At 65.0% G+C, this 25,162-nt stretch carries 19 protein-coding genes; 7 read left to right on the top strand and 12 right to left on the bottom strand.

Annotation, left to right across the window (positions count from 1 at the left end; genetic code table 11):
- Positions 1–235: 235 nt before the first annotated feature.
- The 7 genes from bcsZ to FYB76_RS03365 form a co-directional block, all read right to left on the bottom strand.
- On the bottom strand, positions 236–1,453 hold the full coding sequence (gene bcsZ / locus FYB76_RS03395; RefSeq protein WP_154132700.1) for a cellulose synthase complex periplasmic endoglucanase BcsZ: 1,218 nt from the start codon (positions 1,451–1,453) through the stop codon (positions 236–238).
- Positions 1,446–3,755 carry a cellulose biosynthesis cyclic di-GMP-binding regulatory protein BcsB gene (gene bcsB / locus FYB76_RS03390; protein WP_154132699.1) on the bottom strand — a complete coding sequence of 770 codons (2,310 nt, stop codon included), beginning with the start codon at positions 3,753–3,755 and terminating at the stop codon, positions 1,446–1,448. Before bcsB ends, bcsZ begins: the two co-directional genes overlap by 8 nt.
- Positions 3,755–6,034, bottom strand: coding sequence for a UDP-forming cellulose synthase catalytic subunit (gene bcsA / locus FYB76_RS03385; RefSeq protein ID WP_229296861.1), 2,280 nt, complete (start codon positions 6,032–6,034; stop codon positions 3,755–3,757). Before bcsA ends, bcsB begins: the two co-directional genes overlap by 1 nt.
- Before the next feature lie 50 nt (positions 6,035–6,084).
- Positions 6,085–7,425: a cellulose biosynthesis protein BcsQ gene (bcsQ, locus tag FYB76_RS03380; RefSeq protein WP_154132698.1), complete on the bottom strand. Its 1,341-nt coding sequence runs from the start codon at positions 7,423–7,425 to the stop codon at positions 6,085–6,087.
- Between the two features lie 596 nt (positions 7,426–8,021).
- Entirely contained in the window at positions 8,022–10,328 is a 2,307-nt protein-coding gene (locus FYB76_RS03375) for an ATP-dependent DNA helicase (protein WP_154132697.1), read from the bottom strand.
- Positions 10,325–11,977, bottom strand: coding sequence for a VRR-NUC domain-containing protein (locus FYB76_RS03370; RefSeq protein ID WP_154132696.1), 1,653 nt, complete (start codon positions 11,975–11,977; stop codon positions 10,325–10,327). Before FYB76_RS03370 ends, FYB76_RS03375 begins: the two co-directional genes overlap by 4 nt.
- Before the next feature lie 122 nt (positions 11,978–12,099).
- Entirely contained in the window at positions 12,100–12,981 is an 882-nt protein-coding gene (locus tag FYB76_RS03365) for a LysR family transcriptional regulator (protein ID WP_167386324.1), read from the bottom strand.
- Between the two features lie 185 nt (positions 12,982–13,166).
- Between FYB76_RS03365 and FYB76_RS03360 the strand changes: the two genes are divergently transcribed.
- Together FYB76_RS03360 and FYB76_RS03355 are read left to right on the top strand one after the other, a co-directional pair.
- Positions 13,167–13,922 (top strand): SDR family oxidoreductase, encoded by a 756-nt coding sequence (locus FYB76_RS03360; RefSeq protein WP_154132695.1) that lies wholly within the window; start codon positions 13,167–13,169, stop codon positions 13,920–13,922.
- Between the two features lie 115 nt (positions 13,923–14,037).
- Positions 14,038–15,555, top strand: a complete 1,518-nt coding sequence (locus tag FYB76_RS03355) for a lyase family protein (protein WP_088757429.1) — start codon at positions 14,038–14,040, stop codon at positions 15,553–15,555.
- Between the two features lie 39 nt (positions 15,556–15,594).
- On the opposite strand, the gene FYB76_RS03350 is transcribed toward FYB76_RS03355, so the two are convergent.
- Complete coding sequence (locus FYB76_RS03350) at positions 15,595–16,503, bottom strand: SDR family NAD(P)-dependent oxidoreductase (protein WP_154132694.1); 909 nt, start codon at positions 16,501–16,503, stop codon at positions 15,595–15,597.
- A gap of 37 nt (positions 16,504–16,540) precedes the next feature.
- Positions 16,541–17,311 carry an SDR family oxidoreductase gene (locus FYB76_RS03345; RefSeq protein WP_154132693.1) on the bottom strand — a complete coding sequence of 257 codons (771 nt, stop codon included), beginning with the start codon at positions 17,309–17,311 and terminating at the stop codon, positions 16,541–16,543.
- A gap of 110 nt (positions 17,312–17,421) precedes the next feature.
- Between FYB76_RS03345 and FYB76_RS03340 the strand changes: the two genes are divergently transcribed.
- The gene (locus FYB76_RS03340) at positions 17,422–18,348 is read left to right on the top strand and encodes a LysR family transcriptional regulator (protein WP_154132692.1); all 927 of its coding nucleotides are present in this window, start codon (positions 17,422–17,424) and stop codon (positions 18,346–18,348) included.
- 24 nt (positions 18,349–18,372) lie between these two features.
- Here the strand turns inward: FYB76_RS03340 and FYB76_RS03335 are convergent, their stop codons facing one another.
- Complete coding sequence (locus tag FYB76_RS03335) at positions 18,373–19,428, bottom strand: aldo/keto reductase (protein ID WP_154132691.1); 1,056 nt, start codon at positions 19,426–19,428, stop codon at positions 18,373–18,375.
- Positions 19,429–19,588: 160 nt separating this feature from the next.
- Here FYB76_RS03335 and FYB76_RS03330 point away from each other — a divergent pair, with 160 nt between their 5' ends.
- On the top strand, positions 19,589–20,485 hold the full coding sequence (locus tag FYB76_RS03330; protein WP_154132690.1) for a LysR family transcriptional regulator: 897 nt from the start codon (positions 19,589–19,591) through the stop codon (positions 20,483–20,485).
- On the opposite strand, the gene FYB76_RS03325 is transcribed toward FYB76_RS03330, so the two are convergent.
- On the bottom strand, positions 20,474–20,896 hold the full coding sequence (locus FYB76_RS03325) for an EamA family transporter (protein WP_154132689.1): 423 nt from the start codon (positions 20,894–20,896) through the stop codon (positions 20,474–20,476). The genes FYB76_RS03330 and FYB76_RS03325 overlap by 12 nt on opposite strands.
- Before the next feature lie 54 nt (positions 20,897–20,950).
- Positions 20,951–22,054 (bottom strand): alpha/beta fold hydrolase, encoded by a 1,104-nt coding sequence (locus FYB76_RS03320; RefSeq protein ID WP_154132688.1) that lies wholly within the window; start codon positions 22,052–22,054, stop codon positions 20,951–20,953.
- Between the two features lie 205 nt (positions 22,055–22,259).
- Between FYB76_RS03320 and FYB76_RS03315 the strand changes: the two genes are divergently transcribed.
- The 3 genes from FYB76_RS03315 to FYB76_RS03305 all read left to right on the top strand — a co-directional run bounded on the left by FYB76_RS03315 (position 22,260) and on the right by FYB76_RS03305 (position 25,057).
- Entirely contained in the window at positions 22,260–22,643 is a 384-nt protein-coding gene (locus tag FYB76_RS03315; RefSeq protein ID WP_088757426.1) for a thioesterase family protein, read from the top strand.
- A 183-nt stretch (positions 22,644–22,826) separates the two neighbouring features.
- The gene (locus FYB76_RS03310; RefSeq protein WP_154132687.1) at positions 22,827–24,074 is read left to right on the top strand and encodes an MFS transporter; all 1,248 of its coding nucleotides are present in this window, start codon (positions 22,827–22,829) and stop codon (positions 24,072–24,074) included.
- Positions 24,075–24,136: 62 nt separating this feature from the next.
- Positions 24,137–25,057, top strand: coding sequence for a LysR family transcriptional regulator (locus FYB76_RS03305; RefSeq protein ID WP_088757436.1), 921 nt, complete (start codon positions 24,137–24,139; stop codon positions 25,055–25,057).
- Positions 25,058–25,162: the final 105 nt, after the last annotated feature.

Below are 25,162 nucleotides of genomic sequence, written 5' to 3'. Positions count from 1 at the left end.
TGGTTGGCCTGCTGCGGCTTGTTCTGCTTTACGCCGATCAAGCCCATGCCGTACAGGGCATTGACCTGCGCATTGTCCAGCTGCAGCACCTTCTGCCAGACCTCGGCGGCACGCTGGTTGTTGTTGCGCGCTTGCCAGTACTGGCCCTGCTCCACCAGCTGGGACTGCAGGTCCGCAGGTGCGGCCAGGACCGGTGCGGCCGATGCGCCCAACAGTGCACTGAGCACTCCGATGGCTAGCGTGGTACGGCGCGTGCGCATGACTTCTCCCAGGACAAATTGAGTGTTCCGTCGTCGCGGAACTGATATCGCTGCTGGGCCCATCCGATTCCGAACAGGCCCAGCATGACGTTGTAATAAAGGATTTCCGGTTGCGTAGCAGGCTGCGCCAATCCGATCTCCAGTTGCTGCGTGGCACGAGCTTGCCAGAGTGCCGCCAACTTGGCTTCACCCTTGGCCTGCAGGTAAGGCAGCATCGCCGCACCAAAGCCGAACGGTGCCTGCCCTTCGGCGGCACCGGTGGTCACTTTCACCTTCTCCGGGACGGCACCGGTGGCGAGGATGGCTTGCCGCATTCCGTCCAGCGCCGCCAGCAATGCAGCAGCGTCGGGGTCGCGCGGCGAGGTCATACCGGCCCACAGGTAGACGCGGATGGCATCATAGCTGCCCAGCTCGCCCTTGGCCGGATCGACCATGAACTGCCCGGCTGACACCGAGCTCATCTTGTAGCCGACCCAATCGGCCACATAGCCCTTGGGGCTGGTGGCCTGGATCATGCGCACCGTGTTGCCGGCAATTTGCTGCCACGGCCCCTTGGGGCGTTCCTTGTGCAGGCGGCGCAGCAGCGGCAGCGGCAGGTAGCTCGGATTGAGCGTCCAGGCCTGGTTGCGCTGGCTGAAGCCCTGCGGTCCCGGCAAGACCATCTTGCCCAGGCCAGGCAGGTCGACCACCAGGCGCGCTTCGATGCTGTCGAGCAGGCGCAGGGCATCACTGCGATAGGTCGGGCGCTTCCATAGCCGCGCCGCTTCCAGCAGCGCATAGGCGATCCAGAGGTCGGCGTCCGAGGCCGAATTGGCATCCTGCAACTGCCATTTGCCGTCGGCGCCCTGCCCCCACAGCCAGCCGGGCAGGCGGTTGGCGGCATCGGCGGCCATCATGTTGTCGCGGGTCCAGCTCCAGATCTGCTCGAAGCGTTGCGAGTCGTTGGCAATCAGGGACAGCAGCAAGTTGTAGGACTGGCCTTCGGACGTCGTGTGATTGGGCAGCAGGCTGGAGTGCAGGACCCGGCCGTCGGGCTGCACATGGGCAGAGGCCCAGGCTTGCCAGGCCGGCCAGTCGGCCTGGCCACAATCGGACGGGGCGGCACTGGCCGACGCGCCCGCCGCGCCGAGCGCGAACCCGGCCATGGCCTTCAACACGGTACGTCGCAAGGGATAAAACGGCAGGTCAGACATTGAGACGCTTCCTCGCCTTGGCGCGCAGGGTCAGGTAGGCCAGGCCACCCAGCATCAGGATGCCGCCGCCGATCAGCACGAACATGGCCAGCACATGGCGCGAGAGCCACCAGCGCAGCATACGCAGCGGTGACATGCTGCCGACGAAATAATTTTCTTCCGCCAGCAGCGGATCGATGGTGCTGCCCCGCACCGCCACCAGGCTGCCCTGGATGGTCTCGGCTTCCGGATCCTTGCTGGCCATGGCGGCCAGGATCTGGTCCAGCCCCGTGGCATCGCCACCGGCCAGCACGACCACGCTGCGGCTACTGTCGAGGGGCGACTCGAAACCGGTGAGGTAGGAGGTCGGCTCGCCGCCAGAGAACGCCAGCGCCAGGCGCGCACGGCGCTTGGCGGCATCGTCCTCATCGAGCTTCAACCAGCTGCGCACGCGCAGGGACAAGTCGGCCAGCTCGAAGCGCTGCTTGTCGCCCGTCACGGCGGCCGGCAGGCGATCAGCCCACTGCTTGAGCAGGGGCTGGTTCTGGCCCGAGGCCAGCACCAGCAGGTCGCGTGAAGCGACCTTGTCGACCTGCGCAGCCTGGGTCACTGCCACGCCCGTGGCGGGATAGCCGGTAGCAGCGCCGAAGCGGCCCATGAGCGAGAGGTAGGCGCCAAGGTCTTCGGCGCTGGCATTGTCGGGCAGCACCACGGCCGACTCCGACAGATCGGCCATGCGCGTGAAGGGGAATCCGGCATCCTTGAACACGCCCAGGTTGGGCATGGCCATGAAGTGGTCGTAGCCGCGCAGGTCGATGGTGGATTCCGGATCGATGCTGCCGCGCACGTTGTCGATGATGATGTCCTGGCATTCGCCCTGCTTGACGAAGTCATACATGTAGCGCAGTTGCAGGCGCGATTGCGGGCCAGCCAGGTTCAGCGGCAGGCGCACGTTCATCTCGCGGGTGAGCGCGTCATCCTTGATGGCAGCCAGCACGCTCTTGTCCAGCTTGTCCTGGGGCAGCAGTACTTCGGACTTGATCAGGCCATCATTGAGGCTGACCATGAACGAGGAGTTGGAGGATTTGGGCTGCGGCGTATAGCGATACACCAGCTTGAGCTTGGCACCATCCTGGCGCCAGCTGGAGAGTGCCGGCGGGAAGTTGAGCGGAATGGTGATCTCGCCCGGGTTGTAGCCGGATACGTTCAGGCGCTTGGGATCGATCAGTTCCGAGAGCTTCACCGGACGGTCGGTGGGCAGCCAGTTGGGCGCGTCGTACGGCTGGCGCGGAGTCAACGGCTGCAGCTTGTCGATCACCACCGAGTTGCCCGAGAGACCCTTGCCGCCCAGTGCCAGCGCAGCGGCGGCCTGCTTGAGTTCGGCCACGTTGCGGCCGGAGACGATGAGCAGCTTGCCGTTGGCATCATTGGGATTGGGCTGCACGGTCAGGGTCGGTCCCTTGGGCGCGGCCACCTCCACTCCGGCAACAGTGGCCGGGGCCTCACCGGCCACCATCACCACGGCATTGCCGCGCGGGGGCAAGGCATTGACCTGCACCGGGAAGCGCGCACCGCGATAGGCGGCCAGCGCACCGAACCACGACGAGAGCGATCCGGCCGCCTCCAGCGTGCCATTGTCGGGATTGCCGGCAAAGACGAAAGGCAGGCTCAGCATGCGGATGTCACGGCGGTCGAAGAACGGCAAGGGCATCAACGCCAGGTCATCCTTGGGTGGCAGCGCCGTGGTCTGCAGGTCCAGGGTGGAGCCATTGGCCACGCGCGCCCACAGGCTGGAATGCAAGGGGTCTTCGCATCCCATGGTGTAGTGGCCGATGAACTGCAGGCTCAGGCGGTTGAATTCGGTAATGAGCTTGGCCGGGATCTCGACCTTGGCAGTCTGCATGCTGCCCGAGCTTTCCTTGGGCAGCGGGATGCTGCCGGCCACCACATCGTTGACGATCACGTTGATCTGCGACAGGTCCGGCAGCAGCGCGGGCGAATATGTGTAGTACAGCGTCACGTGCGCACCGGTGGCCACCAGCGAGACCGGCACGTCGAAGTTCAGGCTGTCGGTGGCATCCACCCCATGCAGGTTCATCGAGCCGTTGCGGCCCAGTTGCTTGAAGCTGAAGACGTAAGGGTCGCCTGCGACCGGCACCGGTGCGGGCAGTCCGGGAGTGGCTGCGGCGATGGGCGAGGCAGAGGCGGCTGCCGCCAGGACCGGCAGCGGCAAGCTGCCCGCCGTCATCGCGGCGGCCAGCATCAGGCAGAGGGAGCGCTGGCGCAACCGGATCAGTTGCGCTGGTGAAGCCTTGGATGTCATTATTGTTTTTCCAGAGTGTTATCGAGGGCAGGCGCGGTCGCTGCCGGGGCTGCGGGAGCAGGCGTGCGCCGCACGCTGCGCCAATGGCGCAACTGGAGCAGCGCGGCCTTGCAGAGTTGCCTCACGCCGTTCATGCCGATACCGGCCACCTCACGCAAGGATTTCAGGGGAGTATCAGGACGGCTCTTGCCCCAGTTGTTGGCCCAGATGTCGGCGCGCGAGAAGGTCAGGCGCACCAGTTCGCTTTGCTGGCGCAGCGTCAGTTCATGGAATTGCGCGCCCACCATGTCGTTGCGGCTGAACACCACCACCGCCGGGAACACTTTCTCCTGCGCATTGCGGAACAGCGTCACCTCGATGCGGGCGTTGCGCGCGATGCTGGCGCCGGCCGGCAGGCGCAGGCCGATGCCTTTCTGCGAGAAGTCCAGCGTCTTGCCTTCGATGACGCTGCCATCGTCGAGCTTGATGCGCACCGGCAGTTCCGCCGCCACGCGCGGCTCGCTGCGCACCTGGCGGGTTTCGGAGGCCACGGCCATGGCGGCGCTGCTGATGATGACGTTGTAGAGCGTCCAGGCCATGTTGATGAGGATGGTGGTGACCGCGTTGGGGTCGCCATGGATCAGTTGCCAGATGCCGAAGCCCAGGCCCGCCACGTTGAGCAGCAGCAGCAGGATGTAGGGACGCGCCAGTTTCCAGTCGAAGTGGTCAGCGGTGATGATGCCGCCCTTGTCGGTCACGTTGAAGCCGCCCAGCTTGGGGTTCACCAGCGCCAGCAGCACCGGTCCCAGGATGTACCAGGCCAGCACGGTCTCGTAGACCTCGTTCCAGAAGGAATGGCGGAAGCGTCCCTGGATGCGCGAGTTGGTCAGGCTGGCGTGCAGCACGTGGGGCAGCACGTAGGCCGTGATCATCAGCGCCGAGGCCTGGAAGATGTGGGCCCCGAAGAACAGGTAGGTCAGCGGCGCGGTCAGGAAGATCAGGCGCGGCAGGCCATAGAAGAAGTGCAGCATGGCATTGAGGTAGCACAGCCGCTGGCCCAGCCGCAGGCCGCGGCCCTTGAGCGGATTGTCGACCCGGAAGATCTGTGCCATGCCGCGTGCCCAGCGCACGCGCTGGCGGATGTGGCGCGCCAGGTTCTCGGTGGCCAGGCCGGCGGCCTGGGGAATGGCGAGATAGGCGGTGTTGTAGCCGGCGCGGTTCATCTTCAGCGCCGTGTGGGCATCTTCGGTGAGGGTCTCGACGGCGATGCCGCCGATCTCCATGAGGGCAGTGCGGCGCATGACGGCACAGGAGCCGCAGAAGAAGGCGGCATTCCACAGGTCATTGCCGTCCTGCACCAGGCCATAGAACAGCTCGCCCTCGTTGGGTACCGAGCGGAAGGTATTGAGGTTCTTCTCGAAGGGATCGGGCGAGAAGAAGAAGTGCGGCGTCTGCAGCATCGCCAGCTTGGGGTCCTTGTAGAACCAGCCCATACAGATCTGCAGGAAGGAACGGGTCGGCACGTGGTCGGCATCGAAGATGGCCACGAATTCGCCATCGGTGACCTTGAGCGCCTCGTTGAGGTTGCCTGCCTTGGCGTGGCGATTGTTGGAACGCACCAGGTAGTTCACGCCGATGTTGTCGCAGAACTCGCGGAATTCCTCACGCCGGCCGTCGTCGAGCACGTGCACGCGCAGCTTGTCCTGCGGCCAGTCGATGGCCTGCGCGGCGAAGATGGTGAGCGAGACGATGTCCAGCGATTCGTTGTACGAGGGGATGAAGACATCCACCGTGGGCCACTGCGAAGGCGGCATGGTCAGCATCTGCGGCTTGCGGCGCAGCGGCCAGGCGGTCTGCAGGTAGCCCAGCGTCAGCACCAGCAGCGAATACAGCTCGGCCGCCAACAGGCCGTAACCAAAGACGATGTCCAGCCAGCTCTCGAAGGCCAGCGTGGAACTGATGCGCCAATACATGTAGCGCATCGAGACGGTCAGCGACAGCGTAATGAGCACCAGCACCGGGAATCGTCCCGACTGCTTGCGCAGCACCAGCGCGGCGACGAAGCAGCCGATGGCGAAGACGCATTGCGCGCCGAAATCCAGTGGCACCGAAATGATCAGCAGCGCCAGCAGCGTGGCAAACAGCAGCACCGTCCATTGCACCACGCGGCGCGGGCCGCGCGGCAGCCTTTCAAGACGGTTGCCCACAGACTGCATCCATTGCTGCAGGCGGTTGGCCGAGGGCCGCGCGGAGGGCTCCTGCCCCGGCGGGTGGGGGGACAGCGTGTCTGGCGATTTCATCTGGGTCGGTTCTTGCAGGGACGGTTGCGATGGCGCTTGGGATCCGGTCGTCATGCCCGTCCACCTGCGGCGTGCGCCTTGGCAAGGGCAGCACGCAAGGCTTCGCTCACGCGCTGCAGTTGTTCATAAGCCGGCGAATCCCCGCCCTTGACCAGCGGATTGTAGCCATAGGCCAGGCCTTCGCTGATGGCGTGATCGAGGGCGATCACACCGGCCAGGCGCGGGCCCATCCAGCGCTTGAGCACTTCCAGCATGTCCTGGTTGAAGCTGCGGGTGCCATCGTATTTGTTGACCACATAGCGGCAATTGTTTCGGCCATGCAGGACCTGGCGCATGTGTTCCAACGCCAGGAAGGAACCGGCGTCGGGCGTGACCACGGCCAGCACCTGGTCGGCGGCCTGCAGGGCTTGATCGAGGTAGGGAGTCTGGCCGGCAGGCAAATCCAGCAGGACCACGTCGCCCGATTGCAGCTGCATGGCTTGCAGCTGGCGCAGCAGCCATTGGCCATCGTGCGCCATCTGCTGCGCCAGTGCCACTTCCCCGTTATCGGCCACCAAGGCATGGCTGACCACCTGGGTGCCAGCCATGCCTTGGGCCACGCCATCGCGCCACGAAGCGGCTGCGCCCGCCGGCGTCATCGCGGCAGCGGCTTGGGTATCCACGCCGAGATGGTATTGCAGGGCGTTCTGCGGATCGAGGTCGATGGCGAATACGCGGCCATGGCGCGCCAGGCTGCAGGCCAGCGCTGAACAGAGGGTGGTCTTGCCGACCCCGCCCTTGGGCGAGACCACGGCGATGACCTGCGCCGGAGTAGAGGGCGGCTGTGCGTCTTGCTGATCACCCGGACCGTCATTGCTGGCGCCTTGCTGCGCCTGGCGCGCACGCGCGGCTTCACCGAGCATCGAGCGCAAGAGCGAAGGAACGGGCCTATCGGTAGCAACGGCAGTATCGGCAGCATCGGCGGGAATGGCCGGGATGGCGGGAGAAGCTTGCGCAGGCGCGACAGCGATGCGCGAGGACGGGGATGGCGTGAGCTTGGCCGCCGGTGGGACCGGGGCAACAGCAGCCGGGGCAGGCACGGGCACGGAGACGTTTGCCGCTGCCACGGCAGGCTCAACGACAGGTTCGATGACGGGCTCGATACGTTGCGACGGGGAAACCGGGCTGCCCGCCAACATTGGAACCACGGCACTGGCCGCCACGACCGGCGCCGGATCAGCAGCGGTGCTCTCGTTCGGCACGGGAGCCAGGGCGGGTTCCGCCTTGGCCACGACCAAAGGCGCCTTGACCTTGCGGGCCGGTTCCTTGTAGTCGATCGCCGCCTCGATTTCGAGGTATCCATCCACCGTGGCCCCGAACTTGCTCAGCAAGTTGGAGATATCGTTTCCCATGCTTGACTCCTGCCCAGCCCTGCACGCGGCGGCTTTTGACCTGGCCTGCAAGACCTGCCTGCAATTCTGTTAAAAATCGGTAAGTTCTCTCATTTGCTGCTATCCCCCAAGCTATTTTTGACATTCCGCTCTATCGGCGGTCCTTCTTTACTTCTCGTACCCGGTAGCCCCCATGCCAGCCAGGCTCAAAAATATTGTCAATAAGACCATATTTTGAGTTGCCATTAAAACAAATAAATCCTGACGGCGCAAGCGATTCTGTTGTCAAAAAGGTAAAGATCTGTCACCAAGGGCCACATTTCTTTTCAGGAACGAATTCACTGCGAGGCGCGAATCTTACCCGGGCCGAAGCGCTTTTGTCGCTTTGCAGCGACATTTTGTTCCTGTCAACGTCGCGCTTTTGGCACAGTATTTCCCCTGTTTCATCACAGTTGCCACAGGGCATCGCCGCATTGCGCTTTCGCTCTCAATCGACGGGAGCTGCAGGGGGGGCTTGCTGCGTTTGCATCCTGAGTGCGTATGCTATGCGATCAGCAAAACTTGTCACTCGGGAAAAACCTGAACGGCCACACCTCAGCCATGTCGATGGTGCCGTTTCAGGCGCTCAACAAGCCGGGCTGGTCCAGCTGCCACCATGCCGGCAACAGCGCTTGCACTTCCGGCCGGCCGAAACGCTGGTCGATCAGCCAGACCGTGCCCTGGTCGGTTTCGGTGCGGATCACGCGGCCGGCCGCCTGCACCACCTTCTGCAGGCCGGGGTAGAGATAGGTGTAGTCGTAGCCGCAGCCGAAGAGCTGCTCCATGCGCTCACGCAACTGCTCATTGACCGGATTGAACTGCGGCAGGCCCAACGTGGCCACGAAAGCGCCGATGAGCCGTTCGCCCGGCAAGTCCACCCCTTCACCAAAGGAACCGCCCAGCACCGCAAACCCGATGCCCTGCCCGCCGCTTTCAAAGCGGGCCAGGAAGCCATCGCGGTCGGTCTCGGACATGCGGCGCGACTGCTGCCAGGTCGCGATACCGGGATGGGCACGCACGAAGGCATCGTGGGCCTGCTGCAGGTAGTCGAAGCTGGAGAAAAATGCCAGGTAATTGCCGGGCCGCTCGTCGAACTGACGTGCCATCAGGCTGCAGATGGGTGCGATCGAGGCGGCTCGGCGCTGCCAGGTGGTCGATATCTGGTGTGCCACCTTCACCTGCAACTGGCTGGCCTGGAAAGGCGACTCCACATCGATCCAGGCGGTGCTGGCGGGCATGCCGAGCAGGTCGGCAAAGTAATTCCAGGGCGCCAAGGTCGCCGAGAACAGCGTGGTGGCGTGGGCAAATGCAAAACGCGGCCCGAGGAAAGGCGCGGGGACCACATTGCGGATGCACAGCACGGTATTGCGCTCATCCTCGCGGGTCAGGTCGAACAAGGAATGCGGGCCGAAGGATTCGGCCAGCCGCACGAAGGCCATGGCATCGAAATAGAAATCTCGCAATGGCGGATCCAGCGGCACCGCCACCTGGGCCAGGAAGTCACTGATGGCGCCCACGCTGCTGCTCAATGCCTCGACGAACTTGGCCGGGGGCGCCTCCAGCACCTGGTAGGGCAAGTCGGCCTTCTTGCCGGCGGCGGTCCAGGCACGCCCCAATTTCTCCAGCGGCTTGGCCACCGAGGGCGGGGCCACGGCGCGCGCTGCACGCAAGGCGGCGCGGCTCAGTTGTGCGCTGTACATGCTGCGGGCGCGCGCAACCAGGTTGTGCGCCTCATCGGCCAGCACGCTCACGCGCCAGTCGTGCGCCTGCGCCATGCCGTAGAGCATGGCGCCGCCATCGAACCAGTAGTTGTAGTCACCCACGATGACATCGCTCCAGCGCGTCATCTCGCTGCCCAGGTAATAAGGGCAGACCTGGTGCTGCAGGGCCACGCTGCGCAAGTGTTCGCGGTCCAGCAGCGGCTGCGTGAGGCAGGCCGCGCGGGCGGCTGGCAGGCGGTCATAGAATCCTTGGACCAGCGGGCAGGAATCGCCCCGGCACAGGCGATCCGGATACTCGCAAGCCTTGTCGCGGGCACACAGTTCCAGCACGCGCAGCGGCAATTCTCCCTGCGCCGTGAGCGTGGCGGCGGCGTCGAGCGCCAGTTGGCGCCCGGGAGTCTTGGCGGCCAGGAAGATGATCTTGTCCAGCTGCTGCGACGGCGCCGCCTTCAAGGCCGGGAAGAGCGTGCCCAAGGTCTTGCCGATGCCCGTCGGTGCCTGCGCCAGCAAGCTGCGCCGTCCGCTGTGTGCACGAAAGACGGCCTCGGCCAGTTGGCGCTGGCCGGGACGAAAGTCGCCATGCGGAAACCGCAGCGACTGCAGGGCCGTATCCCGCGCCGCGCGATGGGCCAGTTCCTGTTCGGCCCAGCGCATGAAACGCTCGCATTGCCCGGCGAACAGCGCGGCCAGTTCCTCGCGGCTGCGGGTTTCCTCCAGCACCGTTTCCTGCTGGCTGCCAATGTCGAAATACACCAGCGCGAGGTGGATCTGCGCCAGCCCTTCCTTCTCGCACATCAGGTGGCCATAGACGCGCAATTGCGCCCAGTGCAGGTGGCGATGATTGTCGGGCAGGCTGGAAAGCTGGCCGCGATAGGTCTTCACTTCTTCCAGCAGTTGGCGCCTGGGATCGTAGCCGTCGGCCCGACCCCGCACGTGCAGCGCGCCGTGCTCTGCCGACAGCGTCACTTCGCTCTGGTAGCCCTCGCCGCGCCGCTGCGCCACGATGGCGTGACCGGCGATACCTTCCTGGGCGGTGGGTGTGGGCGTAAAGCGCAGGTCGAGATCGCCCTGTTTGGCAGTGAATTCGCACAGGGCGCGCACTGATACGGTGTAGCGCGGCGCGGGCTTTTCCTGTGCGGCGACGGGGGCGCGGTCGGCATTCATGCGGCAGCCTGCTCCCATTGCAGGTAGCACACCGCCACCGGCATGGCGTGTTGCGCGCAATAGTCCAGCCAGCGGCGCTGGTTGTCCTGCAGGCGGTCGCCCGGTCCCTTGACCTCGATCATCCGATAGCGCCCTTCCTGCGGCCAGAACTGGACCAGGTCGGGAAAGCCGTTGCGATTCTCGCGCACGTCTTCCAGGATGCGCAGGCACCACAGTTTCAGGTGGGCGGCCGGGATGCAGTCCAGCGCCGTCACCAGTATCTCGCGCGTGATCCAGCCCCAGGCCACGAAGGGCGACTGCAGGCCCTGCTTGGCCTCATAGGTCGCGAGGATATGCGCGCGATGGCTGCCGTCATCGAGGCGGCCCAGGCAGCGTTCCAGCAGTTCACGCCGGCGCGCTGCGAAATCGGCGCTGAGCAGATCGGCCGGCTCGCGCTGGAAGGGGTGGAAGAAGGCACCGGGAATGGCTGCAAAGATGGCCTCCCAGCACAGCAGGCCAAACAGCGTATTGGCCAGCGCATTCTCGACATAGAACACCGGCGCCTGCGCTTGCTGCAAGTGTGCTTGGACTGCTCGCTCGACGCGGCTGCCATCCGGCGGCAGTACCAGGTCGATCTGTGGGACCACGGCCGCGCGCGGGCGCAGCGCCGGCGGCAAGCCCAGCTGGCGCGACAGGCGCGGTGCGATGCGCAGCAACTGCTGGCGTTCGGCCTCGCTCTCCGGCGCCTGCCGGGCCAACTTCAGCAGCGCGTGGGCGGGACCAAAGCGGCCCTGCTTTTCGAGTACCCGGATCGCACGTGCCCGCGCGCCAGGATAACGGCAGGCCAAATAGACCTGCTGTGCCTGCCCCAGGTCCCCGGCCTTTTCGCACTGCTGGCCGAGCTGGAACAGCAGGCGTTCACGGCGACTCTCCAGCCAGGGATTGTCGAAGCTGCCCGAAGGGAGTGCCGCCAGGATCCCGGTGGCTTCCTCGCCGGCAGAGTAGCGCTCCTTGCAGGCCCGCAGCTGCAGGTAGAGGTCGATATCGCCCCGGCTGCGGAAACCCCGGGCCTCCGGCGCCAAGGCAATTTGTTCATAGCGCAGCGTGCCCAGGTCGGCCAGCACGAATTCGCTCCAGTCCTGGCGCAGGTTGCCGAAGAACATCAAACGCAAACGTTCACACAGCCCGCTCACCCGCATGAACAGGACTTGTTCCCCGCCCTGCCCGGCCGTCATCCAGTGCGCCAGGCGGCGCGGTTCCGCATGGGCCGGATCGGCCGCCAGGGCGGCCAGCAGGTCCTCCTTGCGCGCACTCCTGAGGGCGCCCCGCAGGCCGAACCACCGCACCAGCTCGGGCTTGGTTGCCAGGGCAAACACCTGGGCCAGCGACAGCGCTGCATCCTGCTCCACCCACGCCGATGGCAGGCCCTGCGCGGCCTGCAAGGGGCAGCCAATTTCGGGGTAGTCCAGCCGGCTGGTGCGGAAGTGCTCGCCCCGGCGCATCATCATGCGCACGAAGAGCGCGCGGGCTGCCAGCGGCAAACCCGCGAAGGTCTGGAGGAAGGCGCACTCCTCTTCGCTGAGCAGGTCGGCATAGCGCTCGGCCAGCCACGCCAGCGCCTGCTGGAAATTGCTCAGGTAGTAGAAGCGGTGATCGGGGACGACGGGCATTGCGGGCAAAGGAAGCGGGAGCAAGACTGTATGGATGCACAGTATATCGTTTCCTGCCCGAAGCGACGTATTTTCCTCCATCAAGGTGAAGGATCATGCAGCCCTTCCGGCCGCCCGGCCGCTCAGATCCTGCTTGCCAGCTCGGCGGCAAAGAATTCCGTCACCACCCGCACCCGTTGCGGGATGAAGCGGCGGCGCGGCCAGACCAGGCTGATGTCGCGCGTCTCGGACAGGTAGGCATCGAGCACGGTGACGATGTCCGGATGGCGCATCTCGCCCACCAGCGAAGCCCGGTTGAAGAGACCAATCCCCACGCCCGCGCGAACCGCCGAGAGGATGGCCTCGACCGTATTGGCCGACAGGTTGCCCTGCACCGCCACACTGAAACGCCCTTGCGGTCCGCTGAAGGGCCATTCGCGCATGTCGTTGTAGATCAGGCAGTTGTGGCGTGCCAGGTCCTGGGGCGTGCGCGGCAGGCCATGCCGCCTGAAGTAGCTGCGCGCCCCCACGCACACCAGCGAGGTACTGGCCACGCGCTTGACCACGGCATCGGGATGCTGCTGCGGACTGACGCGGATGGCGAGATCAATGCCATCGGCCAGCAGGTCGCGCACGCCATCGGCAAACTGCAGGTCGAGCCGGATGCCGGGATGGCGCTTGAGCAGCAGCGGCACCAGCGGCAGCACGTGCAGGCGGCCGAAGGTACCGGAGGTGGCCAGCCTGACCAGGCCGGCGGGTTCCTGGGACGTACTGGAAAGCTCGGCATCGGTCTGGGCCATTTCTTCCAGCAGCGGCACGGTGCGGGCGTAGTAGGTGCGGCCGTGATCGGTGAGGGTCACGCTGCGGGTGCTGCGATGGAGCAGTGCCACGCCCAGGCGCCTTTCCAGCGCGCCCACGGCCTTGCTGACGGCCGATTGTGATTCGCCCAGGCGGCGAGCTGCGGCCGAAAAACCACCGGTTTCGACGACGGCGACGAAGGCCGTCATTTCCTGGAATCTGTCCATGGATGCTCGCTATCAAGAAAAGCCCGGGGGCCGATTTATTCCAAAACAGAATAACAGCAATGGCAATCGACGGGATTATCAGCAAAGCACAAGGTAATTAGCATCATCGTTGCCACTGGCCGCTGCGCTTTGCAAGGCCGGCTTCAATGAATGCCTCTTCACTTTTGAACCGACAGGATTCCAACATGACTACAGCAAGCCAACCTCCCTCCCTCTCCCTCACCGGCAAGAAAGTCGTCGTGGTCGGCGGCAAGACCGGTATCGGCCTGGGCATCGCCCGCGCCGCACTGGCCGCCGGCGCCACCGTCGTCGTCGCCAGTCGCCGCATCACCTCCCTTGAAGCCCGCCCTGACCTGGCCGGCTTCCAGCAGGCGAGCCTGGACATGCGCGACGAAGCCGCCGTACGCGCCGCTTTCTCCGCCATCGGTCCTTTCGATCACCTGGTGGTCACGGCTGCACCCGACATCGGCACCTGGGGCGGCTTCATGGATGCCGACATGAGCGGCGTGCGCAGCTATGTGGAAGGCAAGTTCCTCGGCACCTGGGCCTGTGCCCGCTACGCCGCGCCGCTGCTGGGCAAGGGCGGCACCATGACTTTCCTCAGCGGTGGCATGGCAGTGCGGCCCAAGCTTGGCTTCACGGCGGTGACCTCCAGCTTCGCGGCGGTCGAGGCGCTGTCTGCATCGCTGGCGGTGGAACTGGCACCGACGCGGGTCAACACCATCCGCCCCGGCTATGTGGAAACGGACATGTGGAATTTCCTCCCGGCCGAAGTGCGGGCGGGCATGTCGCAACAGGTGGCGGCCAGCTTCCCGGCGCGCCGGGCGGGCCAGGCGGAAGACATCGCCCATGCGGCCCTGTTCCTGATGACCAATCCCTACGTCACCGGCACGGTACTGGACGTGACCGGCGGCGAGAACCTGGTCAACAGCATCGGCTGAAAACAGGACGTGCCGGGTGTGCAGGGTGTGTGATTGAGCGGGCAGAAACCAAGATTGCGTTTGCCCGCTAAGATAGGCGCCCTGCACAGTCCAATCAAACCCCCAGGAGACCGCCTTGCCCAAACTTTCCACGCTCGCCTTTGCCCTATCCGCCGCCCTGCTGGGCAGCGCTGCGCCCCTGCACGCGCAGCAGGCCCCGCGCCATGATGAATTCTTCTGGCTCGGCGAAATCAACAAGGCCACGGCCGTCATCAATACCGACGAAGGCCTGCTGGACAAATCGATGACGCCGCTGGTCGTCAAGGGTATCCGCAAGGTGCTGGCCGATGGCGAACTGCCCGGTGCCAAGCGGCCCACGCTGGTGATCACCTTCGAGCCGCTGCTGATCCAGGCGGCCGGTCCGCAGATCACGCTGCTGCACGCCGGCCGTTCCAGCCAGGACATGCTCTCCACGCTGCGCGCGGCGATCCTGCGCGAAGACCTGCTGACGCTGGCCAACCAGCTCAACGCCACCACGGCCGCACTGGTCAAGCTGGCCGCCAGCCAGCGCGACACCATCGTGCCCAACTACACCAATGGCGTGGCCGCCCAGCCCAACAGCTACGGCCACTACCTGCTGGGCTTTGCTGCCGCACTGGACCGCGATGCCCAACGCCTGCGCGAAGCCTATGTCCGCCTGGACCGCTCGGCCATGGGCACCACCGTATTGAACGGTACCAGCTGGCCGCTGAACCGGCAGCGCATGGCCGACTATTTGGGCTTTTCCGCCATCGTCGACAACGCCTATGATGCGGCGCAATTGTCGGCCGTCGATGGTCCGGTGGAAGCGGGCGCTGTGGTCTCCTCCATCGCCCTGCATGCCGGCGCCTTCATCCAGGACGTGATGACGCAATATGCGCAGCCGCGTCCGTGGATCCTGCTGCAGGAGGGTGGCGCCAATACCTATGTGTCTTCGGCCATGCCGCAGAAGCGCAATCCGGGCCTGCTCAACAGCACCCGGCGCGATGCCTCCACGGTCATTGCCGAGGGCATGGGCGTGGCCATCGTGGCGCACAACCTGCCGCCCGGCATGAGCGATGCCAAGGACGTGAAACCCAACAAGGAGATGGTGCTCAATACGGTCAAGGTGCTGAAGAACTGGGAGAGCATCCTGGGGGCACTGGTGATCGATCCGAAGCGCGCACTGGAAGAACTCAACAGCGACTGGACCGCTTCCCAGGAGCTGGCCGACGTGCTCATGCGCAAATACAAGCTGCCCTTCCGCGTGGGCCATCACTTCGCCTCGGAAGTGGTGGAGTATGCCAAGGCCAACGACATCCGCCCGCTGGACTTTCCTTATGCCCAGGCGCAGCGCATCTATCACGAGGCGGTGTTGAATTCGGAATTCCCGCAGGCCCTACCGATGTCGGAACAGGAGTTCCGCAGCACCCTCGATCCGGTGGCCATCGTGCGCAATCGCGCCACCGTCGGCGGCCCGCAGCCAGCCGAGATGGATCGCATGCTGCGCGAAGCGACTGCGCGCGTGGCCCAGCAGGATGCGTGGATCAAGGCCCGGCAGCAGCGCATCGCAGGCGCGCTGCAGAAGCTGGATGCGGATTTTGACCGGATGGCCGTCTCGGCGGGGGTGAAGTAATCCCGGCCGGGAAAGCCATCCACGACAAGGACCAGCGCATCAGGCGTGCGGCGCCTGGCGCTGCGGCCTGAGCAGGTCCGCCATGCCGACCCGCTGCAGCATTTCCGCGCGCAGCCGGTCCAGCACGGCGAAGCCGACATCGGCCCCATCCTGGGCCGGGTCGATGTGGACCCGGAATGGTCGCTGGCCGAAAGGCTGGCCGACCACATCGACGATGGCCGTGGCCACCGCCCCGGCATCGGCCTCGGGCGGGACGATGGCCGCAAAGGCTTGCTGGATCTGCTCACCAAAGCCGGCATAAGGCCCCTGCTCATACTGCGCCAGCACCCCCTGGTCGGCCGGACTGCCGGCATGCGCGAAGTGATTGGTGCCCGAGGTGAAGGCGCCCGGTACGATGATGCTGCTCTCGATGCTCCAGCGCGTGAGCTCTCGCGCATATTGCACGGCCAGCGCATCCATGGCGGCCTTCGCTGCGAAGTACGGTGACAGGTAAGGCGGCGTGCCGCCGGCCGAGCTGCTGCTCGATACCCACACCAGCAGCCCCTCACGCCGCGCCCGCATGTGCGGCAACACGGCGCGGTTCACGCGCTGGGTGCTGACCACGTTGACGTCGTAGAGCTGGGCGAACTGTTCCGGCGAAAAGGCCTCGGCCGGACCAAAGGCCATGTGGCCGGCATTGTGGATCACCACGTCGATGCGCCCGTGCGCGGCAATGATGCTTTCAACGGCCGCCTCGACAGAGTCCTGCGACTGCACGTCCAACTCCACGGCCTGCAAGGCTGCGCCGTGCAGGTCGGCGAAGGCTGCCATCTGCTGCACTGCCGCCGCATTGCGGCCGGTGGTGGCGCGCATCGAGGCGTAGACGATATGCCCGGCGCGGGCCAGCGCTTCGGCGGTCAGGCGGCCGAAGCCGCTGGAGGCGCCGGTGATGAGGATCACCTTGTCCATGAAGACTCTCCTTTTTTGTCGGTTCGTGAAACGCCGCTCAGATCGAGCCGCCATTGGCCCGCACGGTCTGGCCGTTGATCCAGCTGCCGTCGGGGCCGACCAGGAAGGCCACGATGCCGGAAATGTCCTCCGGCTGGGCCAGGCGTTCCAGCGGCGGCAGCTTGGCCAGGCGCTCGATCTGTTCCGGGGTCTTGTCCTTGAGGAAGAGTTCGGTGGCGGTTGGTCCCGGGGCGACGGCATTGACGGTGATGTTGCGGCCGCGCAGTTCCTTGGCGAAGACATTGGTCATGGTCTCCACGGCTGCCTTGGTAGCCGCATAGATGGAATAGCCGGGCGAGGCCATGGTCTTCATGCTGCTGGAGAAGTTGACGATGCGTCCGCCCTCGCGCAGGCGCTTGGCGGCGATGCGCATGGTGTTGAAGCTGCCCTTGATGTTGATGGCCAGCAGCTTGTCGAAGAGCTCGTCATCGGTATCGGCCAGCATGGTCAGGCCGGGCTGGATGATGCCGGCATTGTTGACCAGGATGTCGACCCCGCCAAAGAGCGTGCTGGCCTGGTCGAACAGGGCCGCCACCTGGGCCGGCACGGCGACGTCGGCCTGGATCGCAGCGGCGCGTCCGCCGGCGGCGGTGATCCCGGCCACGACACGCTCGGCGTCATCCTTGCGGCCGGCATAGTTGACGATGATGGCGATGCCCTCTGCTGCCAGTCGCGTGGCGATGGCCGCACCGATGCCGCGCGAGGCGCCGGTGACGATGGCGACCTGCTGGTGGGCGGGACGGGTGGCTTGGGATGCGGTGGTGTTCATGCTGTTTCTCCTTGTGAAGGTAGGTGGGTTGAAATCGATGGATGAATCATCCCACCGGGGGCGCATCGGCTGTAGCCGTATAATCGACATATCGCTTATCCACTTTTTGCATGACCATGTTCAACGACCTGCACCTGCTGCGCAGCTTCGTCACCATCGTCGACTGCGGCAGCATCTCGGCGGCGGCGCGTGCCCTGCACATGACCCAGCCCACCCTGAGCCGCCAGCTGGGCGCACTGGAAGAACAATGCGGCGCCGAACTGCTGCGCCGGGACACGCACCGCATGAGCCTGACCGACAGCGGCCAGCGTTTCCTGCAGGATGCGCGCGCCCTGATCGAACTGGCCGACGAGGCAGAGCAGCGCCTGCGCCAGGAACAGGGCGGGCTGCAGGGCAACATCCGGGTGTTTTCCACCATCGATTTCGGGCAGACCGTGGTGAGCCGGCTCATCAGCAGCTTCATCCAGGCGCATCCTGGCGTGACCATGGAACTGTCCTATTCCAACCGTCCGGTGCACATGATCGAAGAGGGATGCGACGCCGGCATTATTGCCGGCACCATCACCGACGAGCGGGTGGTGGCCCGTTCGTTGGGCCAGATCCGGCGCCACGTGGTGGCCTCGCCCGGGCTGGTCGCAGCACACAAGCGTTGCCGCCGCCCCGAGGACCTGCAGGCCTGGCCGTGGCTGATCCTGGCCTCGGCCAATTTCGGCGGCACGCGCGAAGTCATGCTCTACGGGGAAGGTGACCAGGAGCACCGGCTGCAGGTGCAGCCGGTGCTGATCTCGGAAGGGGTGACCAGCCTGCGTGAGGCGGCGCGCATGGATTTGGGGGTAGCGGTGCTGCCGACCTGGCTGGCCGAAGAAGACCTGGTCTCGGGCCGGCTGGTGCGGCTGCTGCCGCGCTGGGAGGCCAGGAGCATCCCGGCGCACGTAGTCTATCCGGTGCGCCGGACCTTGCCGTTGCGGGTGCGCACCTTCGTGGATTACGCGACCCAGTACATGGCTACTGCCCTGGCCGCACCGCGCCGGGGCTAGCCGCTGGTGGCGGGCGGACAGCGATCAGGAATGCGTCGCCTCGGCCCACAAGTCCACCGGCCCCAGGCGGTCGGCGCCCTGGGTCGCGAGCATCCAGCCGGGATATTCCGGCGGCAGCGCGCTGGCGGCATCGAGCGCTTGCAACTCCTGCGCATCGAGCTGCAGGTCGATGGCTGCCAGGTTGTCGCGCAACTGGTCCAGGCGCCGCGCGCCCATGATGACCGAGGTCACCACCTGGCGCGAGAGCAGCCAGGCCAGCGCCACCCGCGCCACGCTTACGTCGTGACGTTGGGCAATCGGTGCCATCACGTCGATGATGTTCCAGGCGCGTTCCTTGTCGACGATGGGGAAGTCGAAACCGGAGCGGCGGGTGTCGGCCGGCTTCTGGTGCGCGCGGCTGAACTTGCCGGACATGAGGCCGCCAGCCAGCGGACTCCAGACCATCAGGCCCATCTTCTCGGCCTCCAGCAAGGGGCCGATCTCGCGTTCGAGGTCGCGCCCGGCGATGGAGTAATACGCCTGCACCGTTTCGAAACGTGAGAAGTCCTTCTCGGCCGAGATGCCCAGCGCCCGGGCAATCTTCCAGGCCGGCCAGTTGGAGACGCCGACGTAGCGCACCTTGCCTTGCGTGACCAGGTCATCGAGGGCGCGCAGGGTTTCCTCGATGGGGGTGAGGCTGTCGCTGGCATGCACCTGGTACAGGTCGATGTGGTCGGTCTGCAGGCGGCGCAGGCTGGCCTCGACGGCATCCATGATGTGGCCGCGCGAGGCGCCCACGTCATTGCGGCCGGGACCCATGCGGCTGTAGACCTTGGTGGCCAGCACCACGTCGCTGCGGGCCAGGCCGAGGTTGCGCAGGGACTGGCCCAGGGTCGCCTCGCTGGCGCCGGCCGAGTAGACATCGGCGGTATCGAAGAAATTGACGCCGGCGTCGAATGCGGTCTTGACCAGTTGGTCGGCTTTCTGCTGGCCGACGTTGCCGATGTGCTGATAGATGCCGCTGCCGTCGCTGAAGGTCATGGTGCCCAGGCACAGGCGGGAAACGAGCAGGCCGGTGTGGCCGAGGGTGCGGTATTGCATGGGATTCTCCTCTACAAGAACAGGGATACGAAGACATCGGACGCCGCGACCGGCGGGCTCAACGGTCTGCCATTGCGGCGTCATGAGGACAATGTAGTCCTTGCATCGTGAGAGGAAAATGCAAATAATCGGCGAATCATTTTCCAAAAATGGAAAACCAATGGATTGGAACGACCTCCGATATTTTCTGGAAGTGGCCCGTGGCGGCAGCCTCACGCGGGCGGCCGTCCGGCTCAAGGCCAGCCAGTCGACGGTGGCGCGGCGTATTACGGAACTGGAGCAGAGCCTGGGTGCACGGCTTTTCGAGCGGCACCAGACCGGTTACTTCCTGACCGACGAAGGCCAGGAGATCCTGCAGCGTGCCGAGCTGGCCGAGGAAGGAGTATTGGCGGTGGAGCGCGGTGCGGCCGGGTTGAGCGGCGAGGTCTCCGGCACGGTGCGCCTGGCCACCTCGGAGAACCTGGCCACTGACCTGGTGATCCCGGCCTTGCCCGCGTTTGCACGGCGCTATCCCGGGCTGGGCCTGGAGATCGTCACGCAGACGGCCACCGTGACCCTGGGCCGACGCGAGGCTGACCTGGCCCTGCGCGTGGTGCGGCCGGCCAGCGGCAACCTCAAGCTGCGCCAGCTGGGCCGCATGCACTACGCCGTCTACGCCAGCCGCAGCTACCTGAAACGCCATCCGCAGCAAGACGGCGACCCCTTCGCCGGGCGCGACATCATCACCTGGGATGAGGCACACAGCCACCTGCCGGCGGCGCAGTGGATGAATACGCACGCAGTGCAGGCACGCACGGTACTGGCGGTATCGAACCTGCCGATGCAGATCGCAGCAGCCCGCGCCGGCCTGGGCCTGGCCATCATCCCGGATTTCCTGGCGACGGCTCCGGAGCTGGTCAAGGTCGTCCCTTCGGATGCCCTGTTCGACAACGGCCTGTGGCTGGTCATGCACGCCGACCTGAGCGCCTCGGCACGGGTGCGGGCGGTGGCTGATTTCCTGGCGGAGACGGTGGCGCGGCATCCCGTGTTGGGATCCGCGCGCGGTTCATCCGCGTGAGATGACCAGCAGTCCGGCCGCAATGAGCGCAGCCCCGATCAGCTTGGCGGGGGTGATGACTTCATTGAGGATCCAGACCGCCATCAGCAAGGCCACGATGACACTGCCCTTGTCGATGAGCGCCACGGTCGAGACATCGCCCGCCTTGATGGCCTTGTAGTAGAACACCCAGGAGACGGCGGTAGTCACACCCGACAGGCCGAGCCAGAGGATGTTCTGCCAGGTGACCGCCCCCAGTTGCGCCGCCGGCACCACGGCGGCGGCGAACATGAGGACGAAGACGAACACGAAGCAGGTCCGGATGGCCAATCCCAGGTCGCTGGAGATGCCGGTCAATCCCAATTTGGCGATGACCGAGGTGAAGCCTGCGAAGGCCATGGAAATGAATGCGTAGGCGATCCAGCGTTCCATCGTTTTATCCTTGAATGAAGATCAGGTAAGGCAACAAGCGCAGCCCTCTGTCATTCAGCGCCCGCCTTGCGGCGCAAGAAGCTTGAGCAGCTGCGCATGAAACAGCTCCGGCATCTGCATCTGCGGTGCATGGCCAGCGCCGGGGAAGACGACCAATGTCGAGTGCGGGATGGCGGCAGCCGCCTCCCGCCCAAGGACCGCATAGTTGCCCAGTGCAGCCCGCAATTCCGGCGGCGCGAATTCCTTGCCGATGGCGGTGCTGTCCTGGTCGCCGATCATGAGGACCGTGGGCGTCTTCAGGTTCTTGAGTTCGTAGACTACTGGCTGGGTAAGGATCATGTCATACAACAGTGCGGAATTCCACGCCACCCGCTCCTTGCCCGGCCCGCGATACATGCCGGCCAGCATCTGCACCCAGGGCTCATAGTCCGCGCTCCACTGCCCGGAGAAATACGTAGCGCGCTCGTAGTTGCGGATGCGCTCGGCCGTCGTACCGAGTTCGCGCGCATACCACTGGTCCACCGATACCGGCGGCACGCCCTTGGCGCGCCAGTCTTCCAGGCCGATGGGGTCGACCAGCACCAGCTGCCGGGTCTGCTGTGGATAGGTCAAGGCATAGCGGATGGCCAGCATGCCGCCGGTAGAGTGGCCGACCAGGATGGCCTGATCGATGCCGAGCGAGGCCAGCAAGGCGTGCGTGTTGGCGGCCAGTTGCTGGAAGCTGAACTGGTATTGCTCGGGCTTGCTGGATTTGCAGAAGCCGATCTGATCCGGTGCAATCACGCGGTAGCCGGCATGATGCAGGACGTCGATGGTCTGCTCCCAGGTACCGGCGCAGAAATTCTTCCCGTGCAGCAGGACGACGGTACCGTGCGGGACGCCACCGGCTGCAGGCGCCACATCGAGATAGGCCATCTCGATGTCCTGGCGCTGTGAGTGGAAACGATAACGCGAGACCGGCCAGCGGTAGTCGAAGCCCTCCAGTTGGGGGCCATAGACGGGGGCATCTCCCCTGTCAGGCAGCGCTGCAGCATTGGCAGCATTGGCAGCATTGGCAGCATTGGCAGCAGGTGCCAGCGTCGGCAGAGCGGCCAACAAGCTGAACAGGGTGGCAGCCAGGGAGGCTTTCGTACGAGGCAGGAAATGGGGGGAAGGCATAAGCGGAATCAGGCAGGTGAGATCAGGATGGCGGTTTGCAGGCGATATCGGCGATGGTAGCCGGATTCGCAAAACAAGGTCGGGCTTGACTTCGTTTTACCGGCCGGACCGTTCGCCATGTCCCGGCTCGTGGAGGTAGACGGTAGTCCTGCCGTGCCATTATCTTGTCAACGATTTGATTGATCTGAACGAAAGGAGCAACACCATGTTTTCAAAACAGTTTGAAGTGGATCCAAAACATATCGATTTCCAGGGCGTGGTCGACGGGCTGTATTACCCGTTTTATATGGAATGGACGCGGCACGCCTTCCTCAAAGAAGGGCTGGGCATCGATATCGAAGAAGCCTTCAAGCAGGGCCAGGTCTTCATGGTGCTGGAATACTCGCTGCGTTTTCGCAAGAGCCTGCAGAAGGGGGACACGATGGAGGTCACCTGCGAACTGCAGAAACACGAGAAGCGCAGCCGGGTCAATTTCGTGCAGCAGATCAAGGTAGGAGACGTGGTCTACGCCGAGGCGGTCTTCGTGGGAGCCTGCTTCATGAACAATCGTCCCTTCGTGCCTGAGGCCATTGCAGCGGCGCTTGCGTGAGCAAACCGACGCAGAAACTCCGGCGCAAACCTGGCGGGTATATTATTTTTTGCATCTTCCATTAGTGACTTCCTGTCACTTCATTTCTGATATTGATGCTATCGCCGACTCTTGGACAGAAGATGAAAATTCGGGTGTGCGTTAACACGCCCCATTCGAATCATCTTCCCTACAGGAGTCGCCATGCCTTCATCTTCGCCTGCCACTGGCACTGCCACCGGCAATTCCCGCTCTTCTTCCGGCCTGTGCGCCACCCATCCCCCCAAGGGGGCCAGCGTGCGCACATGGCTGGCCATCCTGGCACTGGCGGTCGGGTGCTTCAGTTTCGTGAGTTCCGAACTGTTGCCGGTGGGCCTGCTGGGCCCGATTGCCGACGGCATCCATCTGTCAGTCGGCATGACCGGCTTGCTGGTCACCGGCTTTGCGCTCTTCGTGGCCCTCACCGCCGGCCCCCTGACGGTATTGACCGCGCGCTTTGACCGCAAGTGGCTCATGGTGGCGCTCATGGGCATCAACCTGGCCGGCAACGCCCTGGCCGCCTCGGCCAACAGTTTTGCCATGCTGCTCCTGGCCCGCCTCATTGTGGCCGCAGGCATCGGCATCTTCTGGTCCATCGCCACGGCCATGGCGATCCGCCTGGTCCCCGAGCACCAGGCCGTCAAGGCCACCTCCGTGGTGCTGGGCGGGCTGGCGGTCGCCTCGGTGCTCGGGGTGCCGCTTGGCACCTTCATCGGCCAATCCCTGGGATGGCATGCCGCCTTCCTGGTGCTGGCCGGGCTGAGCCTCCTGGTTTGCCTGTGGGCCTGGGCGCTGGTGCCATCCTTGCCTTCGCAAGGCAGCGCCTCCCTGAAAGCCATTGCAGTAGCTTACCGTCACGGTCCGATCCGCTTCATCTTCTTTGCTACCTCGCTGGTGATGACGGGCAATTTCCTTGCCTACACCTACATCACCCCGTACCTGCAGAACGTGACCGGCATCGCTCCTTCCTGGATCAGTTCATTGTTGCTGGTGTATGGCCTGGCCGGCGTGCTGGGCAATTTTTCCATCGGCCGCTTCATGGCGCGCTCGCTGCGCGCGGCCCTCATCGGGACCCTCGTCGTGCTCATCGCAAGCATGGCCTTGCTGTGGGCCTTTGGCGATGTCAAGCCGGTGGCCATCGCCTCGCTCGTCCCCTGGGGCATGAGCTACGCTGCCCTGCCCGTCCTGCTGCAGACCTGGGTATTCCGGGCCGCCCGCCAGACCGGCGATTCGGAAGCCGCGCTATCATTGTTCGTGATCGCCTTCAACGGCGCCATCGCCACCGGTGCACTGGCCGGCGGGCTGGTGGTCGACACCCTTGGCCCGAAAGCGCTTGCGCCGCTGGCAGGAATGGCCATGGTGCTCTCGCTCTTGCTGGTCATGCGCTCCAGGCATGCGCACGATCTGCCATGATGCGCTCGGCTGCACTGGCCATGCATGACAAGGAAATCGTTCATTGTTTCTGGAAGGAAGGCATGACATTCGACGAACGCATGTTTAGCGGGATGGGCGTCCTGGCAGCGGTAGTCAAGGGCGGCAGCTTCGCGGCAGCCGCCGAGGCCCTGGACATGACGCCGTCGGGCGTGAGCCGCGCCATTGCACGGCTGGAGCAACGGCTGGCGGTGCGGCTGTTCGAGCGCACCACGCGCTCGGTGTCGCTCTCCGAAGAGGGACGCCGCTTGTACGACCAGATCGCTCCCCTGCTCTCGGCCCTGGAGGAAGCCGCCGGGACCATGGCCGAAGGGCGGCAGAGCGTGCGCGGGCGGCTGCGGGTCAATATCGATCCCTTCTTTTCGCGACTGATCCTGGGCCCGCGGCTGGGCAGCTTCATGCGACGCCATCCGGACCTGCGGCTCGATCTCATCACCCGCGAGCAGCTCGGCGACATGGTCGCCGAAGGCTTCGACCTCGCCATCCGCTTCGGGGAGCCCGCCTCTTCCTCGCTGATCTCGCGCAAGTTGCTGGACACCCGCATCCTCACGGTCGCGTCGCCCGCCTACATCAAAGCCCATGGCCGGCCTGACACGCCGCGCGAACTGGAGTCGGGCAAGCATGTCTGCATCCAGTACCGGGATCCCGAAACCGGAAGACCTTTCGCCTGGAACGTCAAGCGTGGCCGCAAACTGATCGCCTTGCGCGTGGATGGCCCCTTGCTGGTCAATGACGTGGGCACGATGCACAGCGCCTGCCTGGCCGGCTTTGGCGTGGCACAGGTGATGGAACTGGGGGTGGAAAACCTGCTGGCCGAAGGGCGGCTGATCAATCTCCTGCCGCACTGGAGCGATGAACGCTTTCCGCTGCATGCCTTCTATCCCTCGCGCAACTATCTCCCGGCCAAGACCCGCGCTTTCCTGGATTTTGTCTTGTCGATCACCGGGCAAGCGGCGGGAGACTGAAGGTCTGCCGGACTGTACGCCTGTACGCCATCGATGGCAGATGAGGGGCCTCAACAGGCGTGTGCCCGGCAAGGGCCGGGCACATGGGTGATACGACAGCGATGG

Source organism: Herbaspirillum sp. CAH-3 (assembly GCF_009668275.1).
Lineage (GTDB): Bacteria > Pseudomonadota > Gammaproteobacteria > Burkholderiales > Burkholderiaceae_D > Herbaspirillum > Herbaspirillum aquaticum.
This window is presented reverse-complemented; position numbering and strand designations above follow the sequence as displayed.